A 13,505-nucleotide genomic window follows, 5' to 3' on the forward strand; every position below is an offset into this window, starting at 1 on the left:
GCTCACCCTACGCCCGCGACGTCGCCGCCGCCGACGGTCGGCGCGACGGACGCGCCGAGGAGGCCCGCGAGGTCGCCCCCGACGTTCATGGCCAGCACCATGGTCCGGGCGGGCGTCAGCTCGATGACGCTGACGCCGCCCGGGTTCACGTGGAGCCGCTGGAAGTCGTCGAAACCGACGGCGAGGGCGTCGGCGAGGATCGCCTTGATGGGGTCGCCGTGGCTGAACACGAGCACGACGCCGTCGTGCCGGGAGGCGAGGTCGGCGACGGCGCCCACGGAGCGGCGGGCCATCTCCGCCATCGCCTCGCCGCCCGGGAAGGTCACCGACGACGGCCGGGCCTGAATCTCGGCCCAGGCGGGTTCCGCGGCCAGCTCGGCGAGAGCGCGGCCGGTCCAGGCGCCGTACCCACACTCCGTGAGCTCTTCGACGGGCTCCGCGTCGGGGAAGCCCGCCAACGCCGCGGTCTCGCGGCAGCGTTGCAGCGGCGACGTGTAGGCCCCGGCCACGGGGACGCCGTCGAGGGAGCGGCGGAGCGCCGCGGCCTGAGCGCGGCCGACCTCGTCAAGGCCGACACCCTCCGCGCGGCCCGCGAGCACACCGTCGGCGTTGGCCGTCGAGCGCCCGTGCCGGATCAGGACCACCTTCGTCATGGGCCCGATCCTAATTCGCCCCCGGCGCGCAGCCCAGTAGAGTGACCGACGCTCATCAACCTTCCGGAAGGGATGCCATGGACTGGCTGCAGGCGATCGTGCTCGGCATCGTTCAGGGACTCACGGAGTTCCTGCCCATCTCGTCGAGCGCGCACGTGTCGATCGTCGGCCAGCTGTTCTTCGAGGGCCGCGACCCCGGCGCCGCGTTCACGGCCGTCACGCAGCTCGGCACGGAGACCGCCGTCCTCGTCTACTTCCGCAAGGACATCTGGCGGATCATCACGCAGTGGATCGGCTCGCTCACCGGGAAGGTCGACAAGTCCGACCCGGATGCACGCATGGGCTGGCTGGTCATCTTCGGCTCCGTGCCCATCGTGGTCCTCGGCCTGCTTTTCCAGGACGCCATCGACTCGACGCTGCGCAACCTGTGGATCACCGTCGCGATGCTGGCCGGCGTGGCGATCATCCTCGCGTTCGCGGACCGGCACGGCTCGCGCAACACCCGTGAGCTGAAGGACCTGACCTGGCCGCATGGCATCCTCTACGGTCTGTTCCAGGCCTGCGCGCTCATCCCCGGCGTCTCTCGCTCGGGTGCGACGATCTCCGGTGGCCTCTTCCTCGGCTACACCCGAGAGGCTGCCACCCGGTACGCGTTCCTGCTCGCCATCCCCGCCGTGTTCGGGTCCGGCCTCTACAAGCTGAAGGACATCGGCGGCGACACCGCGGTCGCCTGGGGGCCGACGATCGCCGCCACGGTCATCGCGTTCGTCATCGGCTACGCCGTCATCGCGTGGCTGCTCCGGTACGTCTCCACGCACAACTTCACCCTGTTCGTGGTCTACCGCCTGGCCGTCGCGGCCGTCGTCGCCGTCCTCATCCTCACTGGCGTCCTGGCGGCGTAGGGTCGGCGCATGCAGACACGACCGCTCGGCGCCTCCGGGCTGCGGGTCTCGCGGCTGGGGCTGGGCACGATGGCCTGGGGCCGCGACGTCGAATGGGCGACGGCGCGGGCACTGCTGACCGAGTTCGTCGGCGCGGGCGGCACCCTCGTCGACACCGCTCCGGCATACGGCGCGGGCGTCGCGGAGAAGATGATCGGGAAGGCGATCGCGAGCGGGCTCCCCCGCGAATCGCTGATCATCGCGACCAAGGCCGGCTTCGTCGTCCGTGACGGCCGACGGCAGATCGACACCTCTCGCGGCGCCCTGCTGAACGACCTCGAGGCGTCGCTGCGGCGCCTCCGCACCGACCACGTCGATCTCTGGCAGGTCCACGCGTGGGGCGACGCGCCGATCGAGGAGACGCTGTCGGCGATGGACACCGCCGTCGCGCGAGGCATGGCGCGCTACGTCGGCGTCTCGAACTTCGTCGGCTGGCAGACCGCGACCGCCGCCACCTGGCAGGAGGCAGACCGCACGCGTACCCGGCTGTCGAGCGTGCAGGTGGAGTACTCGCTGCTGGCTCGCCGCGCGGAGGTCGAGGTCGTCGGCGCCGCCGCGCACCACCGGTTGGGCGTGCTGGCCTGGTCCTCGCTCGGTCGGGGCGTTCTTCCGGGTGCCTACCGCGGGGGCCGTCTCCCCCGAGGCTCGCGCGGCGCTTCGGAGCACTTCACCTGGTTCGTCGAGCCGTATCTTCAGCCCCGCTCGACGGCCATCGTCGACGCCGTCGCCCACGCCGCGCAGGGCTTGGGTCTGACGCCCGGCCAGGTCGCGCTGATGTGGGTGCGGGACGCCCCGCAGGTGGCGAGCGCGCTCGTCGGCCCCCGCACCGTCGACCAGTTGGTGGAGCTCCTAGAGGCCGAGGGCAAGGAGCTCGTCGCCCCGATCGTCGCCGCCCTCGACGACATCTCCGGTGGCCCGAACGCCCTCCGCCAGGCCGGTTGAGAACTGCGCCGCGAGCCGCGTCTCATGTGGGCCGCGCCGATTGTGCAACCTGGGTCCAGACCTGCTAACGTTTCGTGTCGCGCTCCCGTGAGGGAGTCCACCAGTCCGGGTGGCGGAATAGGTAGACGCGCTAGCTTGAGGTGCTAGTGCCCGTTAAGGGCGTGGAGGTTCAAGTCCTCTCTCGGACACCAGGAAAGCCCCTGGTCAAACGGCATCAAACCCGTTTGACTAGGGGTTTCGTCATTTCGTCGCTCCGCCACTGTCCGCCAGAATGCGCCACTCTGGTGCACGTTCGGTGCACGTTCGGTGCACGAAATCGTGGATCTCAAAGCTTGCTCAGCCGCAACCCATGGCACACGACCCCTCCTCGTTGGCCAGGTTACGCGGGGCCAACGATCGCTCGCGCCCCGGCCGCAGCCAGTCCGGGTTCTATAGGTAACCGGGAAGAGGTGAATGAGATGGCGAGAGCCCAAGCTACCGACACGAAGACACATCCGCGGTACGCGACGCTCGCGGAGGCTGTCGAGTACTGCAGGAGTTCACGGCGGTCCCTTGAGCGCCGTATCGCGGAGGGCAAGCTGACGCGCTACAAGAACGGCTTCCGAGTCCTCGTCGACCTCAACGAGATCGACTCCCTTCTCCGGGGCGACATCGTCTGACCGTCCGGCGCACCGGTACGGCCCAGCTTTCCATGTCCGCTCCGCGCCAAGCGCGGAAAGCGGCACGCACGCACGTTCGGCGGCCGCTCGACGGCTCTCGGGTCCCGACCCAGGCAGACAGATGTCGGCCGTCAGTGCCCGGGTGTCTCGGGGTTCGCAGCCGCGTTGCGGCGTGCGTTGGCGAGTTGGGCGGACATCTTGCGCGCCCTTTCGGCATCGCGTTCTCTCGTCGCCGTTTGATAGCTCAGTGCCATCGTCGGAGTTGTGTGTCCGAGCATCGCCTGAATCTCCCGAACGGAGGCCCCGGCAGCGGCAGCGAGTGTCGCCGCTGTAGCGCGGAGATCGTGATCCTTAAGCTCGCTGCGCCCGATCTCATTCGCGGCCTTCTTGTGGATCCGGCGGAGCACGTCGTCGTTCAGCGGCTTGCCGAGAGCATCGCAGAAGAGCAACTCCTCCGGCTTCAGTAGGCCCCTGCTCTTGCGCCACACTCTCAGATCCGCGACCGTGTCATGCACCAGTGACAGCGTCCGCAGCGACGCACGTGTCTTCGGTGTCTGAATCACGAGGGTCCGCTTACCGCCAGCGCCGCCCACCTTCGCAACAGTCCCCGCGACCGTCACCGTCTCCGCCATGAGGTCAAGGTCCTTCGACCTCAAGGCAAGGACCTCTCCGATCCGCAAGCCACAAGTGACCTGAATGGTCAAGGCCGCCCTGGCCCACGGCTCCTCGACCGACTCGAGAAAGCGAGCGACCTCCACCAGCGATAGAGACTGCGGCTCGCGTGCCCGATCAGGCGCCCCAGCACCCCGCAGCGTGCAAGGGGTCACGTCGATCAACTCGGCCACCACCGCGTCGTCGAAGACGGAAACGAGCAACTCATAGGCCTTACCTCCTTGCGTTCGGGTCCTGCTGGGTGGTCCGTTCCAGCGCCACGCATGAACATGGGTTCGCCTGACTTCAGTTATCCTCATGTCCCCCAGTTCAGTACCGTCGAGGTTGAGTCGAGCCAGTTTGCGATAGTTGTCCGCTGTGGTCTGCTTGATCGGCCGACGGCTGCGGCTCTGCCGCTCAGAAATGCAGCTGGCGACCCACTCACTGACCGTCGGTACGCTCGCCAACACCTCCGCCGCGCGCTCTTCGGCCGCAACCCGCTCGGCCTCCGCACGGACCGCCGCCTCGGCTGCCTCGGCCCTGGCCGCAGGGCTCGTCCACGTTCCGTACTCGATGAGCCTCCGCTCGGCGGCGACCCAGGCACTCGCATCGGTCTTGTGCGTGAAGGTTGCGGGCGCATTGTGGCGCTTCCCATCGGGACCCACATAGCTTGCCTGGTAGCGGTTGCTAGGTAGTTTCCGGATCCGGCCAAATCGCATGACGCTCAACACCCCCTCTGAGCGCGCAGCCGGGCGCTCCACCAGCACCCGCAGCGACCGTGCCGCAAGGTCAGGAACAGGTCCTCAACCCGACGCCGGATCGGCTCTGCTGTCATCTGGAGCAACACGACCTCGGTTCTCGCGTGTGCATGCCAAGTGCTCATACGAACCAGAACCCGAGCCAACCCCGACGACAGCGGGGTCCGCTGAAGGTTTGGTTGACCTCCGGGGTTTATGCCGCCAGTCTAGCGGTTGGTTTCATGATGAGTTCGAACTCGACCGGGGTGAGTTTCCCGAGCCTGCGTTGACGGCGTTTCCGGTGGTACTTCCCCTCGATCCAGGACACGATCGCTAGCCGCAGTTCCTCTCGTGTACTCCAGGACCGTCGGTCGAGGACGTTCTTCTGCAGGAGCGCGAAGAACGACTCCATCGCGGCGTTGTCACCGCATGCCCCCACGCGGCCCATGGAGCCGGTCAGGCCGTGGCGTTTGAGGGCCTTCAGGAAGCGTCTGGAGCGGAATTGGGACCCGCGGTCGGAATGCACGATCACCCCGGCGGGCCGGCCTCGGTGGGCCACTGCCATCTGGAGCGCGTTGACGGCGATACGGGCCTTCATCCGCGAATCGATCGAGTAGCCCACGATCCGGTTGGAGAACACGTCCTTGATCGCACAAAGGTAGACCTTGCCCTCGCGGGTGCGGTGCTCGGTGATGTCGCTCAGCCATAGCTCGTTGGGGCCGTCGGCGCTGAACTGCCTGTTGACCAGGTCATCGTGGACGGGAGCGCCGGCCTTCTTGTACCGGGTCTTGCGCCTGGTGAACACCGACTGGATGCCAGCGACCCGGCACAGCCGCCACACTCTGCGCTCCGACAACTCGTAGCCCAACTCGGCAATGTCATCGGCCAGGACGCGGTAGCCGCCCTCCGGGTCATCATCGTGGAGCTGGTGGAGCACGTCGATCAGCTCACGCTCTTCGGCCTCGCGGGCCGACACCGGCTGCTTGAGCCACTTGTAGTAGCCCTGCTTGGAGAATCCCAACACCCGACACGCGACCGCCACCGGCACCCTCACGGTGGCACCGACCGCAGCCATCTCCCTTCACGAGCGGGTAGATCATTTTGGGGGCGTGATGTGAGCCTGCGACAGATACGCCGCCGCTCGCCGTAGGACCTCGTTCTCCATCTCCAGCTCGCGGATCCTGCGTAACGCCTGGGCCATGTCCTTGCGCTGCTCAGGATCGGTGGTCGGGGTCATCCCGTGGGACTGGAAGCGAGCGTCGCGGACCCAGGCTTGAAGGGGTGGTCTTGGCCATCCCCATGTCCTTGGCGACCTGCTTCTGCGGGATGCCTGAGGCGACCAGCGCGACCGCGTCGCGCTTGAACTCGTCGGTGTAAGCGATCTTCGGCATGGATGCCATCCTTCCAGCACGACCCTCTCGTGAGAGTCATGCGATCTTGGAGTCAACCAAACCTTCAGCAGTCCCGATCGTGTGTACCACCAACGCGATCGAGTCCGTGAACGCCAGGATCCGGAAAGCGGTGAAGGCCCGTGGGCACTTCCCGAACGAGCAGGCCGCGCTCAAGTGTGTCTACCTCGCGGTCATGGCGCTCGATCCGACCGGTAAGGGACGGGCCCGGTGGACCCAACGCTGGAAGGGCGCCCTCAACGCCTTCGACATCACCTTCAACGGCCGGCTGTCCGCCCACAGCCACTAACCATGAGATACACCGAAAACTTGACAGTCCCTAGTTGGCAGGATTTCTTGGGTCTGTCAAGTTAACGGTGTAAGTCATGGTTAGTGGCTGTGGGCGGACAGTCGGCCGTTGAAGGTGATGTCGAAGGCGTTGAGTGCCTGCTTCCATCGTTGGGTCCAGCGGGCTCGGCCCTTGCCGGTGGGATCGAGGGCCAAGCTCGCGATGGAGGTGTGTTCGCGCATGTTGGTGCCGCCGGTCTCGATCCAGATGGTGTTGTGGACGATGCGGTCCATGATCGCGTCGGCGTGGACTCCGGAGCCGAGTCTCTGGCGCCAGTCCTTCTTCGCGTACTTGGTGCAGAACACGGTGGAGGTGGTGTCGTAGCGGCGTTCGAGCAACTCGAGCAGCATGCTGCGGATGCCGTCGTCGGGTGGGTCGAGGAGCCACTCGTCGACCACGAGGAGCGTGAACGCGGCGTACTTGCGGCACGAGGCCCGATCGGCGGCTGACGAATGCGGTTCCGACTAGGCTAGAGAGCTCGTTGGGCTGACAAGCTTCGAACAGGTGCGTCACGAGCCAGGCGAGAGGCCACTCGACACACGCGGATCGAATCCACACATTCTGCCTATCGGCATGCAAGACTTCGATCCATGAAGGAACTCGGTGACGACCTCCCTCCGACATTCACCACCGAGACCGCCAGACTCCAGGGAGTCCATCCACGCGACCTGTACGCCTGGCGGGACGCCGGGCATGTGGTGGAACTCTCGCGTGGCGTCTTCCGTCGAGCTGACGCCGCACCGGCGTCGTACCCGGACGCTCTGGCGGTGGCGTACCGAACGCCCCGCGCCATCGTGTGCTGCGTGTCGGCCGCAGCAGTTCACGACCTAACCGACGAGATGCCCCTGGCCGTGCAGATCGCCGTGCCGGCCAGATCCCACACCCCCGTCATCGACTACCCGTCGGTGACCGTCTTCCGATTCGCCGAATCGATCTTCGAACTCGGGCTCACCTCCTTCGACGCAGCCCCCGACGAGCCCGTGCGGATCTACGACCCGGCCCGCACGGTGGTCGACCTCATGCGGTTCCGGCGACGCTTCGGTGAACCAGTCGCCCACGCTGCCCTCCACCGGTATTTGGCCTCCCCCGGAGCCCGCCCGGCCGGGCTGCTGGACTATGCCGAAGCCCTCGGCGTGTTCGGCCCCATGCGCTCCGCCCTCGACGTGGCCAGCGCCCGATGAACAGACCAACGCGGGACAGCCCAGCAGGCCGCGCCTACCTCGACCTGCAGAACCGAGCACGACGGGACCGTCGCGGCACCCAGGAACTGCTGACCATGTACGTCGTGGAGCGCTGGCTAGCCCGCCTGTCCACCTCGCCCTACGCAGATGACTTCGTCCTGAAGGGCGGGATGCTGCTCGCAACCTTCGGCGCCCGTCGCCCCACCGTCGACGCCGACGCCCTGGCCAGGAACATGGCCTCCGATGCCGACACCGTCGCAGCACGCATCGCCGAAATCGCCTCACTCCCCGACCCCAACGACGGCGTCGAGTTCCTCACCGCAACGATCACCACCGCCGCGATCCGCGACGACGCGCTCTACTCAGGAGTCCGCGTAACGATGCTCGCGCAGCTAGCGACCGCGCAGGTCAAGCTCCGCCTCGACATCAACTTCGGCGACCCCATCACCCCCGCACCGCTCCAAGTCCAGCTCCCATCCCTGCGCCCCGGTACCGATCCCATCTCAATCCTGGGCTACCCCGTCGAGACAGTCCTGGCTGAGAAGCTGGTCACTGCCATCGAACTGGGCCAAGCCAACACCCGCGTCCGCGACTTCGTCGACATCTACCTCCTCACCGGCACACAGACCCTGCGATGCGGGCCTCTACGTGCCGCAGTCGAGGCGACCTCGCAGTTCCGCGGCGTGACACTCAACTCACTCGCCCAGGCCACCGCAGGGCTCGGGGCCCTCCGAGCCGAGACCTACACTGCCTACCGCAGAGGGCTCGGGCCCATCGGCCTTGCACTCCCCCACCAGTTCACCGCACTCATCGCGGCCGACGCCGAGTTCATCGACCCAGTCCTAACTCGGCTCCCCCCGGATGCCACCTGGGACCCCACCACCCGACGATGGGTCCAACCCTCGTGACCTCAGCCCCACCGACCCCGCCCCCGGGGAACCCACCCCAGATCCTTCGTCGCACGTTCGCCGCACGAAACGCCAGAATCACGGGTAGTTTCGTTATTGACACTTGTCAGAGTTATTTCGAACAAGGTTCAAGTCCTCTCTCGGACACAACGGGAAACCCCGGTTGGCTAGGTTAAACGCCCACCCAACCGGGGTTTACGCTTCCCTGACGCTCCCTCCCACCCGGGGTCTTGAACAACGTGGTGCACGCCAAGCGAACGACCGCCCCCACCGATGCACGCTCATTGCACGACGTCGCCCACCACGCGCTTGCTGCGCAACGCGAGCATGGAGTTTTGACGCACGAACCTCCCTCCTGTGCCCAACAGAGCACGCTGCCTCCGACCATGCGCGAAAACTCCAGGCACGGTCGCAGCCCCCTCGGCGAGCCGCTCACCAGACACCAAAGAGAGCAGAGATTTCGCCCCTTGACCCTCGCCAAGGCCGACGCTACAGTTCTGCCATGACGATTTGGCAAATCGTCTTGGCAGCTACTACGGCAGTCGCTACCCACCACCCAACAGAACGGAGCCCGAAGTGAAGAAGCTTCGCCCGCACGGCCTCATCGCCGCACTCACCGTCCCGCTGCTCGCGCTGAGCGCCTGTGGCGTCGGCGGCTCACCGGCCCCCTCCGGAGAGGAAAGCAAGGAACTCACCGTCGTCGTCGAGGGCGGCGGCAAGGCAGAACTCCAGCCCATCGCCGACAAGTACAAGGCGGACACCGGCACCACCGTCACGCTAGTCGAACTGCCCTACGCCGGGCTGTACGACCGCATCTCCAGCGAGCTGAAGTCGGGGCAGCCCAGCTTCGACGTCGCCGCGCTCGATGCCATCTGGCTCAGCGCTTTCGCGCAGGGCGTCGCTCCCCTCGACGACCTCTTCACCGACGACGTGAAATCGGACCTCTTCGGCGGCCTCGTCCAGGAGGCCCAGGTAGACGGCCACTTCATCGGCATGCCGGTCTGGACGAACGCCGAGATCCTCTTCTACCGCACGGACCTCTTCGAGGACGAGAAGAACAAGGCGGACTTCGAGGCGAAGTACGGCTACGCGCTCGCCGCGCCGACGACGTGGGAGCAGTACCGCGACGCCGCGGAATTCTTCACCCGGCCCGACGAGGGCCTCTACGGCACCGACGTGAAGGGCGCCGTCGAGACCGAATGGCTAGCCACGGTCTCCCAGACGGGCGAGAAGACCATGGTGCTGGATCCCGCCGCGCAGACGGTCACCATCGACAACGAAGCCCATCTGAAGGCACTCGACTTCTACACCAGCCTGCTGCCGTTCGCTCCGCCCGGAGCGGCGCAGCTCGACTGGGCCGGGGCACAGAACCTCTTCTACCAGGGCAAGACGGCCATGATGCGGTTCTGGGGTCACGCGTGGCGACAGACCCCTGAGGACGCGACGGTCAAGGACAAGATCGGCGTCGCGCCCATGATCGCTGGCGAGGGCGGCATCGCCGCCGTGCCTGGCGCCTGGTACCTGTCGGTTCCCGCCGCGGGCAAGAAGAACGAGGAAGCCAAGAAGTTCCTGGCGTTCGCCTACGAGAACAACGCGCTGTCGGCCGACACGGCACTCGGTCTCGTCGCCCGCAAGTCGGCCTTTGAGGCCAAGAAGGACGCGGAAGGCTTCGAGCACTTCCCCGCCCTCGTCACCACCCTCGACGCGCCGCAGACGCTGCCGCGGCCGGCCACCGCGAAGTGGCAGGAGATCGTCGACTCTGTGCTGGTGCCGATGCTGCAGAAGGCCGTCGCTCCGAACGCCGACAACAAGCAGCTGCTTGCCGAGGCCAAGGCGCAGATCGAAGCGATCGAGGGCAAGTGAGCTCCTCTATGAGGGCACGGCGCGGCGACCGCAGGTTCGCCGCGTTCCTCATGCTCCCGGCCGCCGCCTTCCTGATCGCGTTCGTGCTGTGGCCGCTCCTGCGTTTCGTCGCGGACAGCTTCTTCACCATCTCGCCGTTTGCCGGCGGTCCGAGGGAGTTCGTCGGGTTTCAGAACTACCTGACGGCGTTTGCCTCGGACGCGTTCCGCGGGGCCGCGTGGCGCACGGTGGCCTACACGGCGATCGTTGTCGTCTTCGAGTTCATCTTCGGCCTGGCGGTGGCGCTCCTGTTCTCGTCGCTGGGCAACAAGTCGACGGTCTTCCGCACGCTGTTCATGTATCCCTTGATGATCGCGCCCGTTGTGGCCGGCCTCCTGTGGCGTTTCCTGCTCATCGATAACTTCGGCATCGTCAACCAGCTGTTGTACGAATGGGGACTTCTCTCCAGCCCCGACCAGATCCAGTGGCTGAGCGACCCCCAGATCGCGCTTCTCGCTGTCGCGATTCCAGACATCTGGCTGACCACGTCGTTCATCACACTCGTGCTGTTCGCCGGCCTGCAGAACATACCCGGCGAGATGGTGGAGGCGGCACGCATCGACGGCGCCCGCTATCCGCAGCTGCTGAAGCACATCATCCTGCCGATGCTGCGCCCGGTGATCGCCGTCGCGCTGCTCGTGCGCGGGATCGACGCGGCGAAGGCATTCGACATCATCCTGATCCAGACGGACGGCGGACCGCAGGGATCGACGACGACGCTCAGCCTTCTCGTCTACCGGACGATGACCCGCTTCGGCGAACCGGGCCTGGCCAGCGCCATGGGCACGGTCTACCTCTTCGCGATGATGGCCGTCGCCGTCCTTGCGATCATCTTCATCTGGCGTCCAGGAAGTGATCAGTGATGAACGGACTCGAGGCCCGAGGCAAGGGCCGCCTCATTCTGTGGGGTCTTCTGGCGGCAGTGATCGTGCTGTACGGATTCCCCTTCCTTTACCTCATGCTGACGTCGTTCAAGACGCCGCTCGACGCCATCGCAGTGCCGCCGTCGGTGTGGCCCGAGAAGTGGTCCCTCGACAACTACGTGTTGGCACTCAGCCGGGAGGGCGTTCCGGCCGCCCTCATCAACAGCGTGGTGACGGCGGTGTTGAGCACGGCGATGTCCATGGTGCTCGCCGTTCCTGCGGCCTATGCGATCACGCGGTTCCGCACTCCCAGCGGGCAGGTGTTCGTGTTCGCCGCGCTGGTGGCCCGCATGGTGCCGACGATCGCGGTGGGCGTGCCGCTCATCGACGTCATGCGCTCGCTGCACATGACCGACACCTCGATCGGGCTCGCGGTCGCGCACACCACCATCTCGCTCCCGTTGTCGATCTGGCTGATGTCGAGCTTCTTCGACGCGGTGCCGGACGAACTCGACGAGGCCGCGAAGGTCGACGGGTGCACGCGCCTCCAGGCGATGGTGAAGGTGGTGCTCCCGGTCGTCTCGGGTGGCCTGGCCGTCACCGCGATCTTCGCGTTCCTGGCGTCGTGGAACGAGTTCCTGTTCTCGCTGCTGCTGACCTCCGTGCGGGCGCAGACGACTCCGATCGTCATCGCCAACTTCCAGAGTCAGTTCGGGCTCGACTGGGGCGGCATGACGGCACTTGCCGCCGTCTACTCCGTACCGGTGATCCTGCTCACCCTCTTCCTCCAGCGGCACATCGTCGCCGGCCTCACCCTCGGGGCGGTCAAGGGGTGAGAGAGCGAACTACGAACGGAGCGGCCATGTCGGGCAGCAACACCTACGACGTGACCAGGTGGCCCCACGGCGATGCGCACGAGGACCTCGGAGAAGTCATCAACAGCATCATCGCGGACGTCAAGGCACGCCAGCTAGGCTTCGGCCGCGACGACAGGGGAAAGCCGGGCGCGGTGATTCACATCCCGCCCGGCGACTACCGCCTGCGAACCCAGGTGCTGATCGACGTCAGTTTCCTGCGGATCGAGGGCGCCGGGCACGGCTTCACGTCGTCCAGCATCCGCTTCAATGTCCCCGAGGAGGAATGGTCAGGCCTGCATGAGCTATGGCCGGGCGGGAGCAGGGTGCTCGTTGACGTCGTCGGCGGGGATCCCCATGACGAGTCCGCGGGTGCCGCCTTCCGCGTCGCACGAACAGGAAGCCCGAGGATCAGTGCCGTCGAGTTCGCCGACTTCTGCATAGATGGGCTGCGTTTCACCGGAGACGGTCCCGGGGGCAAACCGGAGAACTCGTACGTCAACGGAAAGACCGGCATCTACGTCGCGGATGCGAACGACTCCTTCCGGGTCACGGGTATGGGGTTCGTCTACCTCGAGAACGCGCTGACGATCTACAAGGCGGATGCGCTGTCCATTCATGACAACTTCCTCGCGGAGTGCGGGAGTTGCATCGAGTTGCGGGGCTGGGGCCAGGCGTCGAAGATCACGGACAACCTCGTCGGGGCGGGCCCCTGGGGTCGTTCGATCTACGCGGAGAACCACGGTGGGCTGCTGATCACGTCGAACAACGTGTTCCCGCGTGGTGCCAGCAGCATCCACCTTCACGGCGTCACGCGCTCAAGCATCACGAACAACCGCCTTCACTCGTTCTATCCGGGCATGGCGGTCCTTGCCGGGAACAGTTCCGAGAACCTCGTGGCCTCGAACCACTTCCTTCGCGACCACGAGCCTTGGACACCGTTCCTCGGTGTCGACAACGGACTCGATGACCTGCATGGGCTCCTCACCATCAGCGGGCGGGGGAACTCCGTGATCGGGAACCACTTCTCCGAGGTGCTCGACTCACGGAGTGTCCAGCCGGCCGGCGCGGAGCCGGTCATCATCCGGCTGACCGACGGCGGAGGCAACTACGTCGCCAGCAACCACATGGTCGGAAACGACGCGGCCGCGACGTCGAGCGACTCGTGCTTCGAGGCCCAAGTCGGCGCGTTGCTGACGACGGAGGCGTCGCGAAGTCTCGACGTGACCACCGTCCTCGTCGATCCTGCTGCGACGGGCAACACCATCCTCGACTCCGGCCGCGCCGAGCAGGTGGTCGTCGACACCGCGGTGAACGCCTTCCGGGCGACGCCGTCGATAGGCACGCCGCTTACCAGGAGGCCGGAGGGCACAGTCAACTGATTCCCGGTAGGGTCCGGGTAGTTGGAAGTCGTGCGGGTTCGGGCCGCACTCCTTCCGGGACACAGGGATTCGTCCGGTGAGAGGAGGCGGCCACC

11 protein-coding genes, 1 tRNA gene and 3 pseudogenes are annotated in these 13,505 nt (G+C 66.4%); 11 read left to right on the top strand and 4 right to left on the bottom strand.

Annotated features, from left to right (window positions below):
• Positions 1–2: 2 nt before the first annotated feature.
• Entirely contained in the window at positions 3–653 is a 651-nt protein-coding gene (locus IPJ61_RS10770; protein ID WP_297106861.1) for an MSMEG_4193 family putative phosphomutase, read from the bottom strand.
• Between the two features lie 77 nt (positions 654–730).
• On the opposite strand from IPJ61_RS10770, the gene IPJ61_RS10775 reads away from it, so the two are divergent.
• From IPJ61_RS10775 to IPJ61_RS10790, 4 genes are all read left to right on the top strand, one after another.
• Positions 731–1,555, top strand: coding sequence for an undecaprenyl-diphosphate phosphatase (locus IPJ61_RS10775; RefSeq protein ID WP_297106863.1), 825 nt, complete (start codon positions 731–733; stop codon positions 1,553–1,555).
• 9 nt (positions 1,556–1,564) lie between these two features.
• Positions 1,565–2,536, top strand: a complete 972-nt coding sequence (locus tag IPJ61_RS10780; protein WP_297106866.1) for an aldo/keto reductase — start codon at positions 1,565–1,567, stop codon at positions 2,534–2,536.
• Positions 2,537–2,639: 103 nt separating this feature from the next.
• A tRNA-Leu gene (locus IPJ61_RS10785) sits at positions 2,640–2,727 on the top strand.
• A gap of 267 nt (positions 2,728–2,994) precedes the next feature.
• Positions 2,995–3,195, top strand: a complete 201-nt coding sequence (locus IPJ61_RS10790) for a DNA-binding protein (RefSeq protein WP_297106869.1) — start codon at positions 2,995–2,997, stop codon at positions 3,193–3,195.
• Positions 3,196–3,326: 131 nt separating this feature from the next.
• Here the strand turns inward: IPJ61_RS10790 and IPJ61_RS10795 are convergent, their stop codons facing one another.
• Both IPJ61_RS10795 and IPJ61_RS10800 read right to left on the bottom strand, forming a co-directional pair.
• Positions 3,327–4,613, bottom strand: coding sequence for a site-specific integrase (locus IPJ61_RS10795; RefSeq protein WP_297106872.1), 1,287 nt, complete (start codon positions 4,611–4,613; stop codon positions 3,327–3,329).
• 184 nt (positions 4,614–4,797) lie between these two features.
• Positions 4,798–5,974 (bottom strand): annotated as a pseudogene (locus IPJ61_RS10800) (IS3 family transposase).
• A 76-nt stretch (positions 5,975–6,050) separates the two neighbouring features.
• Here IPJ61_RS10800 and IPJ61_RS10805 point away from each other — a divergent pair.
• A pseudogene (locus tag IPJ61_RS10805) lies at positions 6,051–6,281 on the top strand (transposase); the annotation flags it as partial.
• Positions 6,282–6,361: 80 nt separating this feature from the next.
• On the opposite strand, the pseudogene IPJ61_RS22535 reads toward IPJ61_RS10805, so the two are convergent.
• Positions 6,362–6,736 (bottom strand): annotated as a pseudogene (locus tag IPJ61_RS22535) (ATP-binding protein); the annotation flags it as partial.
• Positions 6,737–6,910: 174 nt separating this feature from the next.
• Between IPJ61_RS22535 and IPJ61_RS10815 the strand changes: the two are divergent.
• From IPJ61_RS10815 to IPJ61_RS10840, 6 genes are all read left to right on the top strand, one after another.
• A complete protein-coding gene (locus tag IPJ61_RS10815) occupies positions 6,911–7,501 on the top strand; it encodes a type IV toxin-antitoxin system AbiEi family antitoxin domain-containing protein (RefSeq protein ID WP_297106874.1) in 591 nt (196 codons plus the stop codon).
• Positions 7,498–8,409 (top strand): nucleotidyl transferase AbiEii/AbiGii toxin family protein, encoded by a 912-nt coding sequence (locus IPJ61_RS10820; protein WP_297106877.1) that lies wholly within the window; start codon positions 7,498–7,500, stop codon positions 8,407–8,409. The genes IPJ61_RS10815 and IPJ61_RS10820 overlap by 4 nt, the downstream gene beginning before the upstream one ends.
• 576 nt (positions 8,410–8,985) lie before the next feature.
• Entirely contained in the window at positions 8,986–10,272 is a 1,287-nt protein-coding gene (locus IPJ61_RS10825; protein ID WP_297106880.1) for an ABC transporter substrate-binding protein, read from the top strand.
• A gap of 8 nt (positions 10,273–10,280) precedes the next feature.
• The gene (locus IPJ61_RS10830) at positions 10,281–11,174 is read left to right on the top strand and encodes a carbohydrate ABC transporter permease (protein WP_297106883.1); all 894 of its coding nucleotides are present in this window, start codon (positions 10,281–10,283) and stop codon (positions 11,172–11,174) included.
• Positions 11,174–12,010, top strand: coding sequence for a carbohydrate ABC transporter permease (locus tag IPJ61_RS10835; protein ID WP_297106885.1), 837 nt, complete (start codon positions 11,174–11,176; stop codon positions 12,008–12,010). Before IPJ61_RS10830 ends, IPJ61_RS10835 begins: the two co-directional genes overlap by 1 nt.
• Positions 12,011–12,036: 26 nt before the next feature.
• The gene (locus IPJ61_RS10840; RefSeq protein WP_297106888.1) at positions 12,037–13,410 is read left to right on the top strand and encodes a NosD domain-containing protein; all 1,374 of its coding nucleotides are present in this window, start codon (positions 12,037–12,039) and stop codon (positions 13,408–13,410) included.
• Positions 13,411–13,505: the final 95 nt, after the last annotated feature.

Origin of the sequence: Tessaracoccus sp., from assembly GCF_016714275.1 — a bacterium.
GTDB lineage: Bacteria > Actinomycetota > Actinomycetes > Propionibacteriales > Propionibacteriaceae > Arachnia.

What these genes read in the sequence shown, in the direction of transcription:
- IPJ61_RS10770 (WP_297106861.1), bottom strand. Translation starts at nt 653, where the DNA reads ATGACGAAGGTGGTCCTGATCCGGCACGGGCGCTCGACGGCCAACGCC.
- IPJ61_RS10775 (WP_297106863.1), top strand. Translation starts at nt 731, where the DNA reads ATGGACTGGCTGCAGGCGATCGTGCTCGGCATCGTTCAGGGACTCACG.
- IPJ61_RS10780 (WP_297106866.1), top strand. Translation starts at nt 1,565, where the DNA reads ATGCAGACACGACCGCTCGGCGCCTCCGGGCTGCGGGTCTCGCGGCTG.
- IPJ61_RS10790 (WP_297106869.1), top strand. Translation starts at nt 2,995, where the DNA reads ATGGCGAGAGCCCAAGCTACCGACACGAAGACACATCCGCGGTACGCG.
- IPJ61_RS10815 (WP_297106874.1), top strand. Translation starts at nt 6,911, where the DNA reads ATGAAGGAACTCGGTGACGACCTCCCTCCGACATTCACCACCGAGACC.
- IPJ61_RS10820 (WP_297106877.1), top strand. Translation starts at nt 7,498, where the DNA reads ATGAACAGACCAACGCGGGACAGCCCAGCAGGCCGCGCCTACCTCGAC.
- IPJ61_RS10830 (WP_297106883.1), top strand. Translation starts at nt 10,281, where the DNA reads ATGAGGGCACGGCGCGGCGACCGCAGGTTCGCCGCGTTCCTCATGCTC.
- IPJ61_RS10835 (WP_297106885.1), top strand. Translation starts at nt 11,174, where the DNA reads ATGAACGGACTCGAGGCCCGAGGCAAGGGCCGCCTCATTCTGTGGGGT.
- IPJ61_RS10840 (WP_297106888.1), top strand. Translation starts at nt 12,037, where the DNA reads ATGTCGGGCAGCAACACCTACGACGTGACCAGGTGGCCCCACGGCGAT.